Source organism: Bradyrhizobium sp. 142 (assembly GCF_023074015.1).
In the GTDB taxonomy this organism is placed as follows: domain Bacteria; phylum Pseudomonadota; class Alphaproteobacteria; order Rhizobiales; family Xanthobacteraceae; genus Bradyrhizobium.
In genome coordinates this window covers 14,548-32,818 of sequence record NZ_JADPKQ010000464.1, presented here as the reverse complement: position 1 = coordinate 32,818, position 18,271 = coordinate 14,548, and the positions used below count along the sequence as shown (strand labels likewise).

Below are 18,271 nucleotides of genomic sequence, written 5' to 3'. Positions count from 1 at the left end.
GTCAACCTCGATCCCCGCATGGCCAAGCTCGCCGGCGGCGTCCACCGCCTCGACGGACAGCTCATGGTCGTCCTCGACGTCGATCGCGTCCTCGAACTCGCGCCAGAGATGATGGCGGCCTGATACGGCGGCATCGCCGCCGGACTCGCAATTGGTAGTGCCCCCACAAAAGGGGAGGAAGCAGAGGTTCACATGCGAACTTGTCTCGTCGTCGATGATTCCAGCGTCATCCGCAAGGTTGCGCGCCGGATCCTGGAGGGCCTCGATTTCCAGATTCTCGAAGCCGAGGACGGTGAGAAGGCGCTGGAGGCCTGCAAGCGCGGCCTGCCCGACGCGGTGCTGCTCGACTGGAATATGCCGGTCATGGACGGCTACGAGTTCCTCGGCCATCTCCGGCGCATGCCAGGCGGCGACCAGCCCAAGGTGGTGTTCTGCACCACCGAGAACGACGTCGCGCACATCGCGCGCGCCCTGCACGCCGGTGCCAACGAATACATCATGAAGCCCTTCGACAAGGACATCGTGACCGCCAAGTTCCAGGAAGTCGGGCTCATCTGAGCGACCGTCCGAAGGCCGAACGGAGCCCCCGGCGCTTGTTTTAACTGTACCGTTTCAGTCTGAGTTGGTGAGTAATGAGTGTTGCGTTCGCAGGTAGTTCGACCACGAGCCCGTCGCGCGAAGCCGGGCCGCTACGCGTGATGATCGTCGACGACTCCGTCGTCATTCGCGGTCTGATCTCGCGCTGGGTCGGCGCCGAGCACGACATGGAGGTCGCAGCCTCGCTGCGCACCGGGCTCGAGGCCGTCAACCAGATCGAACGCATCAACCCCGACGTCGCCGTGCTCGACATCGAAATGCCCGAGCTCGACGGCATCTCGGCACTGCCGCAACTGCTGGCGAAGAAGCGCGATCTCGTCATCATCATGGCTTCGACGCTGACCCGCCGCAACGCGGAGATCAGCTTCAAGGCGCTGTCGCTCGGCGCTGCCGACTACATTCCGAAGCCGGAATCGACCCGCGAAGCGTCCGCCGCCGACATCTTTCACCACGATCTGATCCAGAAGATCCGCCATCTCGGTGCGCGGCTGCGCAGGAGGGCTGCGGTCGCAAGCCCGCCGGTGGCGCCCGCCAGCCCAGCTCCCGCCGCGCGCGGACCGGTTGCGCGGCCTGCAGCGCCGGCACCCGCCGCGCATGTTGCGTCGTCGCTGTCATTGGTCACACGCCCGTTCTCGACCCAGGCACCAAAAGTCCTGCTGATCGGCTCTTCGACCGGCGGTCCGCAGGCGCTGATGTTGCTCGTGACCGAGCTCGGTCCGGTGATCGACCGCGTTCCGGTGCTGATCACCCAGCACATGCCGCCGACCTTCACCACCATTCTTGCCGAGCATCTGGCACGCTCGAGCCGCAAGCCGGCGAGCGAGGCGGTCGACGGCGAACCGGTGAAACCGGGCCGCATCTATCTGGCGCCGGGCGGCAGACACATGCGCGTCGTGCGTAGCGGCGTGGACGCTGCGATCTCGCTCGATGACGGTCCCGCCGTCAATTTCTGCAAGCCCGCGGTCGATCCACTCTTCACCTCGGCCATCGACATCTGGCATGGCGCGATCCTCTCCGTGATCCTGACGGGCATGGGCTCGGACGGCATGCGCGGCGCCAAGGACATCGCCGCCGCGGGAGGCAGCGTCATCGCCCAGGACGAAGCCTCCAGCGTGGTTTGGGGCATGCCGGGCGCCGCCGCCAATGCCGGCATCTGTTCGGCGATCCTGCCGCTCAACCAGATCGGCTCCAAGGTCACCCGCCTGTTCGCGGGAGACCGCTCGTGACGCCCATGGACTATGAGTATCTGCGCAAGTTTCTGAAAGAGCGCTCCGGTCTCGATCTCTCCGCCGACAAGCAGTATCTGGTCGAAAGCCGGCTCTTGCCGCTGGCCCGAAAGGCGAGCCTTTCAGGCATTCCGGATCTCGTCCTCAAGATCAGGAACGGGGACGGCCGGCTTGCGAGCAGCGTGGTCGAGGCGATGACCACCAACGAGACCTTCTTCTTTCGCGACAAGATCCCGTTCGATCATCTGCGCGAGACCATCCTGCCCGGACTGATCCAGGCGCACGCGGCGCGCAAGTCGCTTCGCATTTGGTCGGCCGCTTCCTCGACGGGACAAGAGCCCTACTCGATCGCGATGTGCCTGAAGGAGATGGGCGCTTCTCTCGCCGGCTGGCGCATCGAGATCGTCGCCACCGATCTGTCGCAGGAAGTGCTGGAGAAATCCAAGGCCGGCGTCTACAGCCAGTTCGAGGTGCAGCGCGGCCTGCCGATCGGGTTCTTGGTCAAATACTTTACGCAGTCGGGCGACATCTGGCAGCTCAACGCCGACATTCACTCGATGGTGCAGTTCCGCCAGCTCAATCTGTTGCAGGACTTCTCTCATCTCGGCATGTTCGACGTGATCTTCTGCCGCAACGTGCTGATCTATTTCGACCAGGACACCAAGGCGGTGATCTTCGAGCGCATGTCGAAGTGTTTGGAGGCCGATGGCACGCTGCTGCTTGGTGCTGCCGAATCCGTCGTCGGCATCACCGATGCCTTCCGTCCCGTCGCCGACCGCCGTGGCCTCTACCAGCTCAATCCCGTTCGCTCCGGACGCCCGATGGGCGGATTGATGCCGCAGCCGCTGAAGATCGCCGCGGCGCGGTGATCTCTTATTTCCCTCTCCCCTTGTGGGCCCTTGTGGGAGAGGGTGGCATAGGCGGCCTTCGGCCGCCGTCCTTAGAACGCCGATGCTTCGCATCGGCTATGGCGTAGCGGCGAGACGGGTGAGGGGCTTCTCTCCGCGAATCCGTCTCTTACGATTTGAGTTTGCCGCTGCAACCCCTCATCCGGCGCTTCGCGCCCCCCTCTCCCACAAGGGGAGAAAGAAGAAAAAGCAAGTCTCACAAAATCGCGTGCGGCAGGAAGCGCGAGCCGTTGCCGGTGATGGGGCTCTCGTCCTCGCGGATCGACATGCCGCATGGCTCATGGTTCACCAGCCAGCTTCCGATCACCGGATAGAAGTCTGAAAAGTTCGGCAGCGGCGCGAGCGCCTGTTGCACGAAGCCTTCAGTGCCGTAAGGGCCTGCGTGCGCGTCAAGCGGCGCGCCGCCGCAGACCAGCGTGACATTGGCGCCCTCGCGCGACAGCAGCGGCTTGCGCACGTAGGAGCTGCCGAGTTCGCCAGCGCGCGGATCGTCCTCGAAGAAGGCCGGCAGCAGATTGGGATGGTTCGGAAACATCTCCCATAACAGCGGCAGGATGCCCTTGTTGGAGAGCACCGCCTTCCACGGCGGCTCGATCCAGCATGTCCGCGCCTGGTCGAGCTTTGCGCCGAAGGCGTCGTGGAACATCCATTCCCAGGGATAGAGCTTGAAGGCGAGCGCGATGTCGCGGTCATCGAAATCGACGAAGCCGCCGGCCTCATCGTGCCAGCCGATGTGCTCGATGTCGAGCAAGGTGGTCGATAGCCCCGCCTGGCGCGCGGTGTCCTCAAGATAGGCCAGCGTGCCGGCGTCCTCGTCATTGCCTGTGGTGCCGGTGAGATGTAGATGGCGGCCCGCGCCGATCGTCCTCCACGTTTCGATCAACCGCTCGTGGATGGAGTTGAACTGGTCGGCGCGCGCCGGAATGAGGCGCCGTTCGATGGCCTGCTCCAGCCAGGTCCACTGAAACACTGCGGCCTCGAAGATCGAGGTCGGCGTATCCGCGTTGTATTCGAGCAGCTTCGCCGGGCCTTTGCCGTCGAACTTCAGGTCGAGCCGGCCGTAGAGGCTGCGGTCGTCACGCGCCCAGCTCGCCGCGATCAGGTTCCAGAACGCCTCCGGGATCTTCAATCGCCGCAGGTGGCGCTCGTCGCCGATGACGCGGCCGGCGAGCTCCAGGCACATCGCGTCGATCTCGCCGGTCGGCGTCTCGATTCCGCGCTCGATCTCGTCGAGCGTGAAGGCGTAGTAGGCCCGCTCATCCCAATAGCGCTCGCCGTCGATGGTGTGGAATGCGAAGCCGCATTGTTCGGCGGTCTGCCGCCAGTCGTCGCGCTCGCGGCAGACGATGCGTCGCATGTCTCAGCCGCCGCCGGAGAAGCCGTGGCCAAACGAACCAAAGCCGCCACGGCTCACGCTACCGGAGCCCGAATCGGACGGGTGTCCCTGACGACGAATGGCCGGAGGAATCGGTGCTGAAGAAACTCGATCGTGACGACCATCGCGAGCCGCCGCTGCCGCCCGAAGAACTACGGCTGCTGCATGCGGTGCTCGTCTGCGCCGGCGCCGTTCCGGGAGGAGGGGGCTCGCAGCTCTGCCGCGGCATCAGCGTGTAGGCGGTGGTGCCGACCGCGATCGTGCCCATCACCAGCAGCGCAACCTGGCCGGAGCGTTTCACAGGTTCTCGCGGCGGTGTTGGCGGCGGAGGCACCGGCCCGCGCTTGCCGAACTGTTTGCTGGGAGGCTTCGCTGCCATATCAGTAGATCATGCAGGCGGCGTTCAGGAGGCCCGCGGCGAGCGAGGACAGCCCGAGCCAGATCGCCGGTGCAAGCTCGCCAGCGGCGATCTGCGCCGAAAGGTTCGGCACCGGCACCTTGACGAGAAAGAACACGACGATTTGGACGATCAGCGCGATCGTGGCCCAGATCAGGCAGTCCAGCACATTGACCGAATGGGCAATCGCGCTGACCAGCGGGGCCACGAAGCCGAGCAGGCTGAGGCCGAGCGCAATCGCCGCCGCCGGGTCGTTGTTGCGGATGAGCTGGAACTCGGTGTGCGGGGTGATGCGGGTATAGACGAACAGATACGCCACGATCGCGATCAGTCCGGTGCAGAAATAGACCAGGAAGGCGGGCAGGCCGGCGAGTGATTGCAGGATCATCGTTCCCCCATCGTGCAGCGACCATTCGTCGGCGGCAGGAGGATAGCGGTTCAAATCTTAGAGGTGGGTGAAGTGTATCGGCACAGTCGGTGCGACCTCTCCGCTTGCGGAAGAGGTCGGCGCGAAGCGCCGGGTGAGGGCTTTCTCAACACGAAGGCTCTCCCGATGCGGAGACACCCTCAACCCCGCCCTCTCCCGCAAGCGGGAGAGGGAGAAGAGCCTCAAAAAACAAAACCCCGCCATTTGCGGCGGGGTCCAGGCTGGGAGGAGCAAGCCCCGAAGGGCTCGCGACGTAAATCGATCAGGCCGGAATGCGCTCTTCCTGCTCGTGCGGCTCGCGCAGCACATAGCCGCGGCCCCACACGGTCTCGATGAAGTTGCGGCCTTCGGAGGCGTTGGCGAGCTTCTTGCGGAGCTTGCAGATGAAGACGTCGATGATCTTCAGCTCCGGCTCATCCATGCCGCCATAGAGATGATTGAGGAACATTTCCTTGGTGAGGGTCGTACCCTTGCGGAGCGAGAGCAGCTCCAGCATCTGGTATTCCTTGCCGGTCAGATGCACGCGCTGGCCGCCGACTTCGACCGTCTTGGTGTCGAGGTTGACGACGAGGTCGCCGGTCTGGATGACCGACTGGGCATGGCCCTTGGAGCGGCGCACGATCGCGTGGATGCGGGCAACCAGCTCGTCCTTGTGGAAGGGTTTGGTCATGTAGTCGTCGGCGCCGACGCCGAGACCCTTGACCTTGTCCTCGATGCCGGCGAGGCCGGAGAGGATCAGGATCGGTGTCTTGATCTTGGAGACCCGGAGCTGCTTGAGCACGTCGTAGCCGGACATGTCGGGCAGGTTGAGGTCGAGGAGAATAATGTCGTAATCGTATAATTTACCGAGATCGACGCCTTCTTCCCCCAAATCGGTCGTGTAGACGTTGAAGCTCTCAGACTTCAGCATCAGCTCGATCGACTGCGCGACGGCGCTGTCATCTTCAATCAGCAAAACGCGCATGCCAGTTCCCCATAGTCGCCGCTCCTGGGCGTCAGGTCGGCCGCATTCGCGGCACTCAACAAAACGCCTTTGAACAACTGATTCGGATCCTGACGACAGATGGTTAACAAACTCTGATTCTGGAACGCAAGTCCCCTTGGTGCAATTTTTGTCGAATCGCCCTAAGGTCTTGCGCGTGAAGCAGCTTTCGTCACCCGATACCGTTCAAGTTCCACTTTAAGAGACGGGCCTAACCGAACTCTCGCGACTCAGCCTTCTTCTGAAGGGGAATCGCGCTCAGTCACAAAGACAGTGACGCAATGATTAACGATGCGGGTAAACACGAAGTTAAGCGCCGTTCAGAAATATGGCGAAACTTAAGGTTTGGGCCATGAAGCTCCAATTGATGAAGGCCTTAATGAAGACCCCACTCTTATGAAGGCTCTGGCCGAGCAGATCGGCGACATCGATGGTGTCAACATCTATGGCCGCGTGGTCGGCGTTCGCGGCCTGATGGTCGAGGTGGCCGGCCCGATTCACGCGATGTCGGTCGGTGCCCGCCTCGTGATCGAGACCGGCGCCAACCGTTTCATCCCCTGCGAAGTGATCGGCTTCTCCGGCAACAATGCCGTGGTGATGCCGTTTGCCGGGCTCGACGGCGTGCGCCGCGGCTGCAAGGCGGTCATCGCCAATGCCGCCAACCAGGTGCGGCCCTGTGCGGCCTGGCTCGGCCGCGTCGTCAATGCGCTGGGCGAGCCGATCGACGGCAAGGGGCCATTGCCGCAAGGCACCTCGCCGATGCCGTTCCGCAACGCGCCGCCGCCGGCGCATTCGCGCAAGCGCGTCGGTGCCCCGCTCGATCTCGGCGTGCGCGCGATGAACACCTTCCTCACCTGCTGCCGCGGCCAGCGCATGGGCATTTTTGCGGGCTCCGGCGTCGGCAAGTCGGTGCTGCTCTCGATGCTCGCGCGCAACGTCGATGCCGATGTCAGTGTGATCGGGCTGATCGGCGAACGCGGCCGCGAGGTGCAGGAATTCTTGCAGGACGACCTCGGCGAGGAGGGCCTGGCGCGCTCCGTCGTTGTGGTCGCGACCTCGGACGAGCCGGCCCTGATGCGGCGGCAGGCCGCATATCTGACGCTCGCGGTCGCCGAATATTTCCGCGACGAGGATCAGGACGTCCTCTGTCTGATGGACTCGGTGACGCGCTTTGCCATGGCCCAGCGCGAGATCGGGCTGTCCGCCGGCGAGCCGCCGACCGCCAAGGGCTACACGCCGACCGTCTTCACCGAGCTGCCGAAGCTTCTGGAGCGCGCTGGCCCTGGCCTCGGCGTCGGCGCCATCACCGCGATCTTCACAGTGCTGGTCGACGGTGACGATCATAACGAGCCGATCGCGGACGCCGTCCGCGGCATCCTCGACGGCCATATCGTGATGCAGCGCTCGATCGCGGAGCGCGGCCGCTATCCTGCCGTCAACATCCTCAAATCCGTCTCCCGCACCATGCCGAAATCGGCCGATCCGCAGTTCTGGCCGACCATCCAGCGGGCGCGCCAGGTGATGGCAACCTATGCCGATATGGAGGAGCTGATCCGGCTGGGCGCTTACCGGGCCGGCTCCAGCCCCGAGGTCGACGAGGCGATCCGCCTGCACGAGCCGCTGGAGGCCTTCCTGCGTCAGCGCAAGGACGAAAGCGCCTCGCTTGCCGACGGCTACCGGCAGTTGGCGCAAATCCTCGGCAATTTGGAAACGGAACGCTAACTTTGTCCCGTCATCATCCGATCCACAGAGTAGCCAAGCCGGTCTGGGCCCAAATCGGCCCTGTGGGGAGACCGGTGTTGTCCCACGTGCAGCCAAGGGACTTCTGGGGAGTACGAGTCGATGAAGTCACGTGATACCCTTATTCGCCTGAAGAAGTTTCAGGTCGACGAGAAGCGCCGCAGGGTCGCCCAGATCGAGTCCATGATTGCCGACTTCCAGCGGATGTCGGTCGATCTCGAACGGGAGATCCAGACCGAGCAGGACCGCGCCGGGATCAATGATCCCTCGCATTTTGCCTATCCGACCTATGCCAAGGCCGCGATCCAGCGCCGCGAGAACCTGACCCGCTCGGCCGACGAGCTGAAGGGCCAGCTCGAGGAAGCCAAGGCCGCGCTCGGCGACGCCTTCGAGGAATTGAAGAAGGTCGAGCTCCTGGATGAGCGCGACCAGGCCCGCGAACGGGCCGAGGAAAGCGCCCGCGAGCAGGCCGATCTCGACAGCATCGGTCTGATGCGTGCCCGCATGGGGGCCATCGCCTAAAGCGCAACCAGCGGCCAAGCCGCCGAGAATTTGAAAACCCGGACCCGCAAGGTCCGGGTTTTCGTCTTTGCTGTCCACAGTGTGGCGCGCCCGCCCCTTGGTGGCGAGCTTTGCTGCGCGCTATGGTAGCAAGGATGAAAGCGGTGCCAGCGGCGGAAGTGTGTCCACCTCTCGCTTTGGGAGAGGTCGGTGCGGAGCGCCGGGTGAGGGGTTACGGTCTCCCGTTAGCCCCGGGCCCCCTCACCCGATTTGCTGCGCAAATCGAACTCTCCCCGTCGGGGAGAGGTGAAGGAAGCGACGGGGCCGCGCGTTGGGGGACTGAATGCTGACGCCAGCAGAGCTGGTCGGGCTGATTGGGACGGTGGCGAAGGGTGATCAGGCCGCGTTCGAGCGGCTCTACGTCGCCACGCGCGCGAAACTCTATGGCGTCGTGCTTCGTATCTTACGCCGACAGGATCTCGCAGAGGAGGTCATTCAGGAGACCTACGTCAAGATCTGGAACAGCGCCGGCCAGTTCAATCCGGCGCTGTCATCGCCGATCACGTGGATGGCGTCCATCGCGCGCAACCGGGCTATCGACGTCGTGCGCAAGAAGACGGAAGTCTCGATCGAGGAAGAGCCCCAGGCGATGGAGGTCGCTGCCGAGAGTCCCGATCCGCTGGCGCGGCGGGAAATGTCCGAGGAGTTGAAGCGGCTCCTGGAATGCATCGGCCGGCTCGAGCCGGACCGTCAGAGGCTCGTGCTTCTCGCCTATTACAACGGCTGGAGCCGTGAGCAATTGGCGGAGAAATTCGCCGCGCCCGTCAACACCGTGAAGACGTGGCTCCGGCGCAGCATGTTGGATATCCGGGAGTGCCTCGGACTTTAGATGATGATGAGAGTGACTATGCAAGCGCGGCGTTCTCACGCCACCTCTCCCGCGGGGAGAGGTGAAGGACATTGATGGCCTACACGGAGGACCATATCGCGCTCGCCGCGGAATATGCGCTCGGCACACTTGATGCCGACGAGCGCGCGCAGGTCGCGACCATGATGGCGGTGGACGAGGAGTTCGCTGCGATCGTGCGAGCCTGGGAATACCGGTTCGGCGTCCTCAACCAGATGGTCGGCACGATCGAGCCGCGGCCGATCGTGTGGGAGAATATCAGGTCCGAGATCGCGCGGACGGCCCATGCCCAGGAGCCCCATGTCCAGGAGCCCCATGTCCAGGAGCCCCATGCCCAGGAGCCGCCGCTGCCGGAAGCCGCGCCGCCCCAGCCTGTGCCTGAATCGTCCTCGGCGGACACCCCGTCGCAAGAATTTTCATCGGAGGAGGTATCGCAGCCGGAGCCGCAGCGGCCCCAGCCGGATGCCATTCCGGACGTCGTCCCAATATTCATTCCGCAGGTCCATGCGCCGGACCTTGAGGTTGCGCGCGCGCCGCCGGCGCCCGTCGCTGACGATAGCAATGTGATCCGTCTCGAGAGCCGCGTGAAGCGCTGGCGTCGTATTGCCTCTGCTGTCGGCACGCTCGCGGCCGCGCTGCTAGTGACGTTATCGCTGCAGATCTTCCAGCCCGACGCGCTGCCGGGGAACTTGCGTCCTGCGCCGCGGATCCAGACGGTCGAGGTGAAGACACCGGCGCCGCTCACGGCGCCTGCGCAATATGTCGCGCTGTTGCAGGGCCAGGACGGCGGCCCCGCCTTCATCCTCACCATCGACGGCGCGACGCGCAATTTCACGGTGCGCAAGGTCGGCGCGACTCAGGAGCCCGGCAAGAGCTTCGAGCTCTGGCTGATCTCCGACAAGCTGCCGCGCCCGCGTTCGCTCGGCGTGATTGGCAGTGGCGATTTCACCGCGCGTCCGGTGCTCGGCTCCTATGATGCCGACGTCGTCAACGGCGCGACCTATGCCGTCACCATCGAGCAGGCGGGCGGATCGCCCAACGGCCAGCCGACCTCGGCGCCGGTGTTTTCCGGTAAGCTGATCGAAACCGTGCCGCCCACACAGCCGCAGGCGCCGGCGAAGAAGTAGGATTCGCTGAAAGCCCCGCCGTCGTCCTGGCGAAAGCCAGGACCCATTACCCGACGACATGTTGTTGCAGCAAAACGCGGCCATAGCGTATCGTTGCAACGCAGGCCGGTGGTAATGGATCCTGGATCGGCGCTCGCTCTGCTCGCTTGTTCAGGACGACGCTGGAGTGCCATTGGGCGCTTCAACAAGCAATTTGGCGGCGCGAACCCAGCCTGTTCCTGTCGCCACGGTCCATCCCGTCGTCGCATTTCGACAAGCCCGAGCGAATCGGCCCTCCGATTTGAACCTCCCCGCGATTCGCAGCGTCAAATCCGCGCAATCGAGTGTCGGCGTCGATGTCTACGGCGCCCGAGAGGGGCGAGAAGTCAGATGGATGCAGCGAAGACGCCGGGCATCTTCATTCACCAATATGCAGGGCTGCCGCACGGCCCGGCGTTCGAGCATTGGCGCGAGAGGGCCTGTGGTCCCTGCGGGCTCGATATCGGACCGAGCCATGGCGACAGCATCGATTGCCGGCTCCAGATCAGCGTGGTCGACAATATCGCGCTCGCCGTTCCCGAAGGCGCCTCCGCGCAATATTCGCGCACGCAGAGCGGCCTGGCCGACGGCAATGACGATCTCGTGCTGATCTCGGCACACGCGGGCCTCGTCCGCGTTCGGCAGAACGGCCATGCCGTCAATCTCGCGCCCGAACAGATGATGCTGGTCGACATGAGCGTCACGGGCACCATCGGCCACACCGACGAGGATCGCTTCACCACCGTCCGCATGCCGCGCCGCGCGTTGCTCGACATCAATCCGCGCGCCGAGGACAAGCTGTCCCAGGTGCTCTGCGACGGTGCGGTTGCCGAGACCGTGTTTCGCTATCACGCGCTCGCCGCCAATCACGCGCCGCATCTCGACGCCGTCGGCCAGCGTCTGACCGCGCAGCACATGGTCGATCTCGTCGGCCTCCTGCTCGGCACCGACGCCGAGCATGCAAACCTGGCGCGTGGCCGGGGCCACGCGGCAGCGCGCCTCGAGCTCATGCGGGCCGATGTGATGGCCGGGCTTGGCTGCAGCGATCTCTGTCTGTCCGAGATAGCGACGCGCTCAAGCCTGAGCCCGCGGCAGGCGCAGCGCCTGTTCGAGCAGGCCGGCACCACGTTCACCGAATTCGTGCTGGAGCAGCGTCTGCTGCTGGCGCGAAAGCTGCTCGGCGATCCCCGCGCCAAGGCGCGCAAGATCAGCGACATCGCGCATTCCTCCGGTTTCTCCGACCTGTCCTATTTCAACCGCGCCTTCCGCAAGCGCTTCGGCGCGACGCCGTCGGAGATGCGGGAGCAGTGAGCCGCGTTCGTGAATGTGCCTTGAGACCGGTGCTGGCGCTGTTGGTCCATCGGAGCGGATAGGCTATACCTGTCTGCGCGGGCAGACCGCTCGATCGCATATCGATCCCTCGGAAAAGCGCAGCAGACAGACATGGCGCGTATCGTCGTGCTCGGCGCCGGATTTGCAGGCCTGTGGGCGGCCATCGGCGCCGCGCGCACGCGCGACGAGATCGGAAGAGCCGGCGACATCGACATTCACCTCATCGATCGCAACCCCTTTCACAATATTCGCGTGCGCAATTACGAGGTCGATCTCAGCGAGGCCGTCATTCCGCTTCCGCAACTGCTCGACCCCATCGGCGTCAGTCATAGCATCGGCGAGGTCGAGGCCATCGATCCCGCACGGCGCGAGATCGCGCTGGTCACGAGCAGCGGCGAGGAAACGCTGGCCTATGACCGGCTCGTGTTCGCGCTCGGCAGCGAAGTGATGCGCCCCGAAATTCCTGGCCTTTCCGACCACGCCTTCGACGTCGATAGCTATGCCGCGGCGCTTCGCCTCGAGGATCATCTCACAGTGCTCGGACGAAGCGCGCCGTCGCCTGGGCGTTCGACGGTCGTTGTGGTCGGTGCTGGGTTTACCGGTATCGAGGTTGCGGCCGAGATGCCGGACAGGCTTGCGCGTGCGGGCATCACCGGCAGTCGCCGCATCATCCTGGTCGATCCCAACGCCGCAGTGGGCGCCACCATCGGCGTGCACGCGCGCTCCGTGATCGAAACGGCGTTGTCGTCGCTTGAGGTGGAGATGCGACTTGGCGCCCGCGTCGTGTCGATTGAGGCCGCCGGCATTCGCCTGAACTCCGGCGAGTTCATCGCCGCGCAGACGGTGATCTGGTGCGCCGGCATGCGCGCGAGTCCGATCGCGGCGAGTTTTGCGGGCGAGCGCGATCGGCTCGGGCGTCTCCTGGTTGATCCCTTCATGCGGGTTGCGGATCTGCCCGGCGTCTTTGCGGCTGGTGACGTCGCCTCCAGCGTGGTCGACGGGCTGCATCCGACCGTGATGTCCTGCCAGTTCGCCCGCCCCATGGGTCGCTTCGCCGGCCACAATGTGGTGGCCGATCTCGCCGGCCTGCCGCTCTTGCCGCTGCGGATCGACTGGTACGTGACCGTGCTCGATCTCGGGAAGTGGGGTGCACTCTACACGGAAGGGTGGGACCGGGAGGTGCGGACGACCGGTCAGGCCGCCAAGGCAACCAAACAGATCATCAATCGCAAGCGCATCTATCCGCCGCTCACCGGCAACAAGGCCGATCTCTTCGCCGCGGCAGCACCGACCGTGCAGGCGCCGCCGCCGACCTATGGGGCACGATAGTATTTCGCGATGCTGCGGTGGTGCTTGTAGAGGATGGCGGCCGTGCGCCTCGCTCCGTCATTGCGAGCGTAGCGAAGCAATCCAGAATCGTTCCGCGAATGCAGTCTGGATTGCTCCGCAATGACGAGTTTAAAGCGCGTGCGCTGGCAATGACGGGTTACCCCAGACATGAGAAAGCGCCCGTGGGGGGCGGGCGCTTTCTGTAGTCGACTTGGGGTTGGGGTCGTCTACATATCCACGTGGCGACTTTGGGGGGCTGGTAAAGAGCCGCGTGAATTCCTGAAACTCAAATCTCCTTAGCGAACGAGCGAAACGTTCGAACTGGTGATAGCGACCGGCTTGCCGGCCTTCATAACGCGAGCGGTCTGGGTCAGACCTTCATCTGAACTCGTGCGCGCGGTGATGCCGAGACCCGCCATCACGATGCCGGCGACGAGCGCGACGACCACAATCTTTAAGTGGGTCGAGCGATCCGCGCTGTACATCGAGTGGTTCATGGAAGCCTCCTGCCGCCATCTACCCGAAGTAGTCACCCGCCAGTCCAGGCGGGTTCATGCTTCCGGTGCCCAACAACCTAGTATTGGGCGGATTCGTTCCCAAGGGGCGGTCACAAGAGCGTGACAGGACGTGAACTGTCGCGATTAAAAGCGGCGCCAAATCGTGCGATTTTACAATTATTTCAATGCGGTAATGTACATGTAAAGCGCCTGATCGGCTTTTGGTTCACAGGGCGCCAGGAACTCAAAAACCATTTGCCTGTGGCCGAAAAACATACGGCTTCTTAAGGCAAATCAGATGCTTCCGACCGTTTTCAACCTCGCCCTAGGGTGGATTTCTGCCTGCGACAGCACCGTGGTCTGGGCACGGAACCGCTCGACTAGCGAACGCACGAACGGACGAATTGCCGCAGACGTAACCAGTACCGGCGCCTCGCCTTCGCGGGCCGCGCGCTCGAACGCCTCGCGCACCGCGGTCATGAACTCCGACAGTTTCGACGGCTGCATCGCGAGGCTGCGCTCCTCGCCCTGGCCGATGATGGATTCGGCAAAGGCCTGCTCCCACCGCGCCGACAGCGCGATCAGCGGCAGATAACCGTTGTAGGAGGTGTTCTGCGCGCAGATCTGCCGCGCCAGCCGGGCACGAACGTGTTCGACCATGGTCGCGGGATTGCGCGAGAAGGCCAGCGAGTCCGCGATGCCTTCGAGAATGGTCGAGAGGTCGCGGATCGAAATGCGCTCGGCGAGCAGAAGCTGCAGCACGCGCTGGATGCCGGAGACCGTGACCTGCCCGGGCACGATGTCCTTGACCAACTCTCCCTGCTCCTTCGGCAGCTCCTTGAGCAGCTTCTGCACCTTGCCATAGGACAAGAGGTCCGACATGTTGCCTTTGAGCAGCTCGGTGAGGTGGGTCGAGAGCACGGTCGCCGCGTCGACCACCGTGTAGCCCTTAAGCGAGGCCTCTTCCTTCAGGCTGGCGTCCACCCAGGTCGCGGGCAGGCCGAAGGTCGGCTCGGTGGTGTGGATGCCGGGCAGCTGCACCTGGCTGCCGCCGGGGTCCATGACCATGAACTGATTCGGCCAGATCTTGCCGGTGCCGGCGTCGACCTCCTTGATCTTGATGATGTAGGTGTTGGCCTCGAGCTGGACGTTGTCGAGGATGCGCACCGACGGCATTACAAAGCCCATCTCGATCGCGAGCGAGCGGCGCAACGCCTTGATCTGCTCGGTGAGGCGGTCGGTGCCGTCGGGACCGTTGACGAGCGGCAAGAGCGCATAGCCAAGCTCGATCTTGAGGTCGTCGATCTTGAGCGCTGCCGAGATCGGCTCTTCCTGAGCGGCGGCGCCCGGCGCACCGGGCGTGCCGGGGGCGGGCGCGGCCTTGGCGGCTTCGTCGGCCTTGGCGGTCGCACGGTTGCGCTTGCGCGCGGACCAGGCCAGCGCGCCGGCGCCCGCGCCGAGCGCGAGGAAGGGGAGGGTCGGAATACCCGGCAGCGCCGCCAATACCAGCATGACTGCCGAGGACATCGCCAGCGCTTGCGGATAGCCGGAGAACTGCTTCATCAGCGCCTTGTCGGCCGCACCCGAAACGCCCGCCTTTGAGACGAGCAGGCCGGCCGCGGTCGAGACGATCAGCGCCGGCACCTGGGTGACGAGGCCGTCACCGACGGTCAGCAGCGTGTAGCTGCGGCCGGCATCGGCAAACGACAGACCCTGCTGCGCCACGCCGATGATCATACCGCCGACGACGTTGATGAAGACGATCAGCAGGCCGGCGATGGCGTCGCCGCGGACGAACTTGGAGGCACCGTCCATGGCGCCGAAGAAGCCGCTCTCGTCCTCCAGCGCCTTGCGCCGCTCCTTGGCGACCTTCTCGTCGATCAGGCCGGCGGAGAGGTCGGCGTCGATCGCCATCTGCTTGCCCGGCATGGCGTCGAGGTGGAAGCGCGCCGCGACCTCGGCGATACGGCCCGAACCCTTGGTGATGACGACGAAGTTGACGATGACCAGGATGGCGAAGACGATGATGCCGATGACGAAATTGCCGCCCATCACGAAGCTGCCGAAGGCTTCGATGACATGACCGGCGGCATCCGTGCCCTCGTGCCCGTGCGACAGGATGAGGCGGGTCGAGGCCATGTTGAGCGACAGGCGCAGCATGGTCGAGATCAAGAGGATAGTCGGGAAGGCGGAGAATTCCAGCGGCGCCTGAATGAACAGCGACGTCATCAGGATCAGGATCGAGAGCGTGATCGAGATCGCCAGGAACAGATCCAGCACGATCGCGGGCAGAGGCAGGATCAACACCACCAGGATGGTGAGGATGCCGAGCGCGAGCGCGATGTCGCCGCGCTTGAGGACGTTGACGATCTCGGTGAGGGAGGGGAGGCCGGGCCTCGCCCCGCCTACGCCCTGTCCCGCGGTGACATCGACCATGGTAGCTGCCTCTCCGCGCGATTGTCGCCCGCGCGCCCCAAACGTCTGCGCGGCGGCCGATGGGCCGCCGTTTCGAAAGTGAGGCACCGCACTGGCGTCCACGGGAGCTCCCGTTCTACGCGGCTGACGACACTCGACTCCACTGGGCAATTTTTGCCCGGTGTATGGTTAGCAAAGGGTTAATGATGGTGGGGAGAAGGGGCGAAACGGGTGTTTCGCCCCTCATTCCGGGGCGCGCGTCGAGCGAACCCGAGTGTTGCAGGCGATGGGGAGAAATGGATTCCGGGCTCGCGCCAAGCAAGAGGCGCGCCCCGGAATGACCTTGGGGCCCGCTACTTCGCCTTCTCGATCTTCGTCACTGTGTACCCCGCCGCCGCCTCCTCGGCTTCGAAGGTCACCTTGTCGCCGACCTTGACCTGCTTGAGCACCGCCGGATCCTTGACCCGGTAGACCATGGTCATGGGTTCATCCATGCCGAGGTTCTTGGCTGGCCCGTGCTTGAGCGTGATCTTTCCCGCGCCCTCGTCGATCTTCTTCACCTCGCCGTTGACGGACGCGGCTTGCGCGGGTGCGCCCACGGACAGGCCGAGCGCCAGTGTCAGGGCTGCGGTCATGCGGATGATCGGTTTCATGGTTCTCTCCATTGGTTATTTCACCGTGACGCGGCCGACCATGCCGTAGTCGCGGTGGTCGGGGATCAGGCAGGAAAATTCGAACGTGCCGGCCTTACTGAACTTCCAGAGGACCTCGGTCGTCTTGTTCGGCGCGAGTCGCACCCCGTTGGGCTCGTCGTGCTCCATGTGCGGATGCTTCTTCATCACCTCGGCGTGTGCGAGATTCTCTTTGGTGGTGGCGAGCAGGAATTCATGGTCCTCTTTGCCGACGTTGCGCAGCACGAAGCGGATCTGCTCGCCGCGTTTGACCTCGATCCTTGACGGTTCGTAGTTCATCTCGCTCATCGCAATCTCGATGACGCGCGCAGGTTTTTTTGGATCGCCTGGCTCGCCGGCCGAGAAGGATTCGTGGCCGTGATTTTCATGCGCGCGGCTGGGTGCAATCGAGAGCGCAGCCAGCGCCAGGGCCAGTTTGACCGTCTTCTTCATTGTCGTCTCCAGTTGGTGGTTCATCGAAACGTTCACATCTTCATCTTGTGCATCGGCGTCCCCGGCTGCCGTGCAGGTGCTGCCGCCGGTGAGGCGACCTCGTAGGCGACGGTGCCTTGCGGGAACTGGTAAGGCCCAGGATCGCGGTAATCGTCGCGCGCCATTCCCTCGCGGATCTTCATCACCGTGAACATGCCGCCCATCTCGATCGGGCCGAACTGCCCGGTGCCGGTCATCATCGGCAGCGTGTTGTCGGGCGCGGGCATCTCCATGTTGCCCATCGCCATGCCGGTCGAGCCCATCGCCATGCCATCCGGCGCGAGCTTGCCGACGGCCTTCGCGAGATCCTTGCGCGACACGCCGATCAGATTGCGCATGTCGTGGCCCATTGCGTTCATCGTGTGATGCGACTTGTGGCAGTGAAACGCCCAGTCGCCGGGATTGTCGGCGAGGACGTCGAACACGCGCACCGCGCCGACCGGCACGTCGGTGGTCGTCTCCGGATATTGCGCGCTCTCCGGAATCCAGCCGCCGTCGGTGCAGGTCACCGCAAAACTGTGGCCGTGCAGATGGATCGGATGGTTGGTCATGCTGAGATTGCCGATACGCACGCGCACCTTGTCGCCGAGCCTGACCGGGAGCGGATCGATGCCGGGAAACACGCGCGAATTCCAGGTCCACATGTTGAAGTCGGTCATCTCGTTGACCTTCGGCAGGTAGGTGCCGGGGTCGACGAGATAGGTGCTCATCACGAAGACGAAGTCGCGGTCGACGGGACGGAAATTCGGATCGCGCGGATGCACGATGACCATACCCATCATGCCCATCGCCATCTGCACCATCTCGTCGGAATGCGGGTGGTACATGAAGGTTCCGCTCTTCTTCATCTCGAATTCGTAGACGAAGGTCTTGCCGGGCGCGATGTGCGGCTGGTTCAGCCCGCCGACACCGTCCATGCCGCTCGGCACGATCATGCCGTGCCAGTGCACGGTGGTGTATTCGGGTAGTCTGTTGGTGACGAAGATGCGGACCTTGTCGCCCTTGACCGCCTCGATGGTCGGGCCTGGCGACTGGCCGTTATAGCCCCACAGGTTCACCTTCATGCCTTCGGCGAACTCGCGCACCACCGGCTCGGCGACAAGATGAAATTCCTTCCAGTCGCCGTTCATGCGGAACGGAAGGGTCCAGCCGTTCAGCGTGACGACGGGGCCGTAGTCCGGGCCGCTGGCCGGATGCAATGGCGGCTGCATCACCGCCTTATCCATATGCGGGGCTTCCGGAATGCTCGCGGCCTGGACTCGCCCTTGAATCGCGCTCGCGCTCACGAGCGCAGCAGTGCCCAAAAATCCTCGGCGGGAAAACATGTGCG

17 protein-coding genes and 2 pseudogenes are annotated in these 18,271 nt (G+C 64.1%); 10 read left to right on the top strand and 9 right to left on the bottom strand.

Features of this window, described 5'->3' with window-relative positions; translation table 11 throughout:
- From IVA82_RS42290 to IVA82_RS42275, 4 genes and pseudogenes are all read left to right on the top strand, one after another.
- Positions 1-123 (top strand): annotated as a pseudogene (locus IVA82_RS42290) (chemotaxis protein CheW); the annotation flags it as partial.
- A 69-nt stretch (positions 124-192) separates the two neighbouring features.
- On the top strand, positions 193-558 hold the full coding sequence (locus IVA82_RS42285) for a response regulator (RefSeq protein WP_007600538.1): 366 nt from the start codon (positions 193-195) through the stop codon (positions 556-558).
- A gap of 74 nt (positions 559-632) precedes the next feature.
- On the top strand, positions 633-1,823 hold the full coding sequence (locus IVA82_RS42280; RefSeq protein ID WP_247382396.1) for a chemotaxis response regulator protein-glutamate methylesterase: 1,191 nt from the start codon (positions 633-635) through the stop codon (positions 1,821-1,823).
- The gene (locus tag IVA82_RS42275; protein ID WP_247382395.1) at positions 1,820-2,692 is read left to right on the top strand and encodes a protein-glutamate O-methyltransferase CheR; all 873 of its coding nucleotides are present in this window, start codon (positions 1,820-1,822) and stop codon (positions 2,690-2,692) included. Before IVA82_RS42280 ends, IVA82_RS42275 begins: the two co-directional genes overlap by 4 nt.
- Positions 2,693-2,927: 235 nt before the next feature.
- Here the strand turns inward: IVA82_RS42275 and IVA82_RS42270 are convergent, their stop codons facing one another.
- The 4 genes and pseudogenes from IVA82_RS42270 to IVA82_RS42255 form a co-directional block, all read right to left on the bottom strand.
- The gene (locus tag IVA82_RS42270; protein ID WP_247382394.1) at positions 2,928-4,088 is read right to left on the bottom strand and encodes a glutathionylspermidine synthase family protein; all 1,161 of its coding nucleotides are present in this window, start codon (positions 4,086-4,088) and stop codon (positions 2,928-2,930) included.
- A gap of 3 nt (positions 4,089-4,091) precedes the next feature.
- Positions 4,092-4,485 (bottom strand): annotated as a pseudogene (locus tag IVA82_RS42265) (hypothetical protein).
- A 1-nt stretch (position 4,486) separates the two neighbouring features.
- Positions 4,487-4,891 carry a DUF350 domain-containing protein gene (locus IVA82_RS42260; protein WP_247382393.1) on the bottom strand — a complete coding sequence of 135 codons (405 nt, stop codon included), beginning with the start codon at positions 4,889-4,891 and terminating at the stop codon, positions 4,487-4,489.
- Positions 4,892-5,192: 301 nt separating this feature from the next.
- The gene (locus IVA82_RS42255; protein ID WP_015688285.1) at positions 5,193-5,894 is read right to left on the bottom strand and encodes a response regulator transcription factor; all 702 of its coding nucleotides are present in this window, start codon (positions 5,892-5,894) and stop codon (positions 5,193-5,195) included.
- Positions 5,895-6,308: 414 nt separating this feature from the next.
- Here IVA82_RS42255 and fliI point away from each other — a divergent pair, with 414 nt between their 5' ends.
- The 6 genes from fliI (at position 6,309) to IVA82_RS42225 (ending at position 12,866) form a co-directional block, all read left to right on the top strand.
- Entirely contained in the window at positions 6,309-7,634 is a 1,326-nt protein-coding gene (fliI, locus tag IVA82_RS42250; RefSeq protein ID WP_247382392.1) for a flagellar protein export ATPase FliI, read from the top strand.
- Between the two features lie 120 nt (positions 7,635-7,754).
- Positions 7,755-8,174 (top strand): flagellar export protein FliJ, encoded by a 420-nt coding sequence (gene fliJ / locus IVA82_RS42245; protein ID WP_247382391.1) that lies wholly within the window; start codon positions 7,755-7,757, stop codon positions 8,172-8,174.
- A 322-nt stretch (positions 8,175-8,496) separates the two neighbouring features.
- On the top strand, positions 8,497-9,042 hold the full coding sequence (locus IVA82_RS42240; RefSeq protein ID WP_148737230.1) for a sigma-70 family RNA polymerase sigma factor: 546 nt from the start codon (positions 8,497-8,499) through the stop codon (positions 9,040-9,042).
- A gap of 74 nt (positions 9,043-9,116) precedes the next feature.
- Positions 9,117-10,187: an anti-sigma factor gene (locus IVA82_RS42235; RefSeq protein ID WP_247493889.1), complete on the top strand. Its 1,071-nt coding sequence runs from the start codon at positions 9,117-9,119 to the stop codon at positions 10,185-10,187.
- Positions 10,188-10,556: 369 nt separating this feature from the next.
- On the top strand, positions 10,557-11,516 hold the full coding sequence (locus tag IVA82_RS42230) for an AraC family transcriptional regulator (protein WP_247382389.1): 960 nt from the start codon (positions 10,557-10,559) through the stop codon (positions 11,514-11,516).
- A 132-nt stretch (positions 11,517-11,648) separates the two neighbouring features.
- Positions 11,649-12,866, top strand: coding sequence for an NAD(P)/FAD-dependent oxidoreductase (locus IVA82_RS42225; RefSeq protein ID WP_247382388.1), 1,218 nt, complete (start codon positions 11,649-11,651; stop codon positions 12,864-12,866).
- 296 nt (positions 12,867-13,162) lie between these two features.
- On the opposite strand, the gene IVA82_RS42220 is transcribed toward IVA82_RS42225, so the two are convergent.
- The 5 genes from IVA82_RS42220 to IVA82_RS42200 form a co-directional block, all read right to left on the bottom strand.
- Positions 13,163-13,363, bottom strand: a complete 201-nt coding sequence (locus IVA82_RS42220; protein ID WP_247382387.1) for a hypothetical protein — start codon at positions 13,361-13,363, stop codon at positions 13,163-13,165.
- A gap of 294 nt (positions 13,364-13,657) precedes the next feature.
- The gene (flhA, locus tag IVA82_RS42215; RefSeq protein WP_247382386.1) at positions 13,658-15,799 is read right to left on the bottom strand and encodes a flagellar biosynthesis protein FlhA; all 2,142 of its coding nucleotides are present in this window, start codon (positions 15,797-15,799) and stop codon (positions 13,658-13,660) included.
- A gap of 332 nt (positions 15,800-16,131) precedes the next feature.
- A complete protein-coding gene (locus IVA82_RS42210) occupies positions 16,132-16,431 on the bottom strand; it encodes a copper-binding protein (protein ID WP_247382385.1) in 300 nt (99 codons plus the stop codon).
- A gap of 15 nt (positions 16,432-16,446) precedes the next feature.
- On the bottom strand, positions 16,447-16,902 hold the full coding sequence (locus IVA82_RS42205) for a cupredoxin family protein (RefSeq protein ID WP_247382384.1): 456 nt from the start codon (positions 16,900-16,902) through the stop codon (positions 16,447-16,449).
- Between the two features lie 32 nt (positions 16,903-16,934).
- Positions 16,935-18,266, bottom strand: coding sequence for a copper oxidase (locus IVA82_RS42200; RefSeq protein ID WP_247382383.1), 1,332 nt, complete (start codon positions 18,264-18,266; stop codon positions 16,935-16,937).
- Positions 18,267-18,271 lie beyond the last annotated feature (5 nt).

Bases quoted from the DNA above. Each gene is read 5' to 3' on its own strand.
- IVA82_RS42285 (WP_007600538.1), top strand. From the start codon at position 193: ATGCGAACTTGTCTCGTCGTCGATGATTCCAGCGTCATCCGCAAGGTT.
- IVA82_RS42280 (WP_247382396.1), top strand. From the start codon at position 633: ATGAGTGTTGCGTTCGCAGGTAGTTCGACCACGAGCCCGTCGCGCGAA.
- IVA82_RS42270 (WP_247382394.1), bottom strand. From the start codon at position 4,088: ATGCGACGCATCGTCTGCCGCGAGCGCGACGACTGGCGGCAGACCGCC.
- IVA82_RS42260 (WP_247382393.1), bottom strand. From the start codon at position 4,891: ATGATCCTGCAATCACTCGCCGGCCTGCCCGCCTTCCTGGTCTATTTC.
- IVA82_RS42255 (WP_015688285.1), bottom strand. From the start codon at position 5,894: ATGCGCGTTTTGCTGATTGAAGATGACAGCGCCGTCGCGCAGTCGATC.
- fliI (WP_247382392.1), top strand. From the start codon at position 6,309: ATGAAGGCTCTGGCCGAGCAGATCGGCGACATCGATGGTGTCAACATC.
- fliJ (WP_247382391.1), top strand. From the start codon at position 7,755: ATGAAGTCACGTGATACCCTTATTCGCCTGAAGAAGTTTCAGGTCGAC.
- IVA82_RS42240 (WP_148737230.1), top strand. From the start codon at position 8,497: ATGCTGACGCCAGCAGAGCTGGTCGGGCTGATTGGGACGGTGGCGAAG.
- IVA82_RS42235 (WP_247493889.1), top strand. From the start codon at position 9,117: ATGGCCTACACGGAGGACCATATCGCGCTCGCCGCGGAATATGCGCTC.
- IVA82_RS42230 (WP_247382389.1), top strand. From the start codon at position 10,557: ATGGATGCAGCGAAGACGCCGGGCATCTTCATTCACCAATATGCAGGG.
- IVA82_RS42225 (WP_247382388.1), top strand. From the start codon at position 11,649: ATGGCGCGTATCGTCGTGCTCGGCGCCGGATTTGCAGGCCTGTGGGCG.
- IVA82_RS42220 (WP_247382387.1), bottom strand. From the start codon at position 13,363: ATGAACCACTCGATGTACAGCGCGGATCGCTCGACCCACTTAAAGATT.
- flhA (WP_247382386.1), bottom strand. From the start codon at position 15,799: ATGGTCGATGTCACCGCGGGACAGGGCGTAGGCGGGGCGAGGCCCGGC.
- IVA82_RS42210 (WP_247382385.1), bottom strand. From the start codon at position 16,431: ATGAAACCGATCATCCGCATGACCGCAGCCCTGACACTGGCGCTCGGC.
- IVA82_RS42205 (WP_247382384.1), bottom strand. From the start codon at position 16,902: ATGAAGAAGACGGTCAAACTGGCCCTGGCGCTGGCTGCGCTCTCGATT.
- IVA82_RS42200 (WP_247382383.1), bottom strand. From the start codon at position 18,266: ATGTTTTCCCGCCGAGGATTTTTGGGCACTGCTGCGCTCGTGAGCGCG.